This window comes from Vibrio sp. 10N.222.49.C9 (assembly GCF_041474985.1).
GTDB lineage: Bacteria > Pseudomonadota > Gammaproteobacteria > Enterobacterales > Vibrionaceae > Vibrio > Vibrio crassostreae_C.
In genome coordinates this window covers 1-305 of sequence record NZ_JBFRVD010001529.1, presented here as the reverse complement: position 1 = coordinate 305, position 305 = coordinate 1, and the positions used below count along the sequence as shown (strand labels likewise).

At 45.2% G+C, this 305-nt stretch carries 1 protein-coding gene; it reads right to left on the bottom strand.

Annotated features, from left to right (window positions below; genetic code table 11):
* On the bottom strand, positions 1–305 hold a 305-nt coding region (gene zapD, locus AB4585_RS29095), incomplete at both ends, for a cell division protein ZapD (RefSeq protein WP_372172280.1).

Genomic DNA, 305 nt, shown 5'->3' with positions numbered 1-305 from the left:
ATTTCAGCCACTGCTGAGCATCCGCCATGCGCTTTTCTAGAGGCTGATGAAGCCAATAGTGCAACGCAGGAAGATCAAAGCAGCATGCCCCGCCAGGCAGGTTAAAGCGCTGTCTAATGGAAGACAAAAAACTGTCTTCTTTAAGTTTGGTGCCAAATCGTTGAGCCCCTAATACCTCTTTGTGCACTAGAGCTATTTCGCTTAATAGACCTTGTAGGCGCTGTTGGTCTACACCCGGTACATTTAACCAGTTACTGTAGGTCAGTTTTAGTTTATCTAAATCTTTTAGCAACTCAGGCTTTAGC